Source organism: Enterobacter sp. UNJFSC 003 (genome assembly GCF_036903355.1).
Classification (GTDB): domain Bacteria; phylum Pseudomonadota; class Gammaproteobacteria; order Enterobacterales; family Enterobacteriaceae; genus Enterobacter.
Genome location: NZ_JBAKHK010000126.1, coordinates 1 through 280 on the forward strand (window position 1 = coordinate 1; position 280 = coordinate 280).

The 280-nt window shown below is 52.9% G+C and carries 2 pseudogenes; both read right to left on the reverse strand.

What is annotated here, in order from left to right:
* Positions 1-173: pseudogene (locus tag V5P19_RS23415) on the reverse strand (Replication protein P); the annotation flags it as partial.
* A pseudogene (locus V5P19_RS23420) lies at positions 170-280 on the reverse strand (replication protein O); the annotation flags it as partial. The pseudogenes V5P19_RS23420 and V5P19_RS23415, both read right to left, overlap by 4 nt.

Consider the following 280-nt stretch of genomic DNA (forward strand, 5'->3'; position numbering starts at 1 on the left):
CGGTTAGCCAGGCTCGCCGGGAAAGTTGCCAGTAACTGGCTGAACACACCGTTGATGATCTGCGCTACCTGCTGTACCTGCGGCTTTTCGTCGTACTGTTCCGGCATGTTGTTGGCGATCCGACGCATCTGCTCACGGTCAAAGTTAACCATCTGTGCGGCGATGTTTTTCATAGATCCACCCCGTAAATCCAGTCTGTGTTTGTCAGGTCGAGTTTTGGTTTGCTGGCTGTCACGCCTGCCTGTTGCTTGTTACGGTTGATTTCGAGTTGGGTCCACTT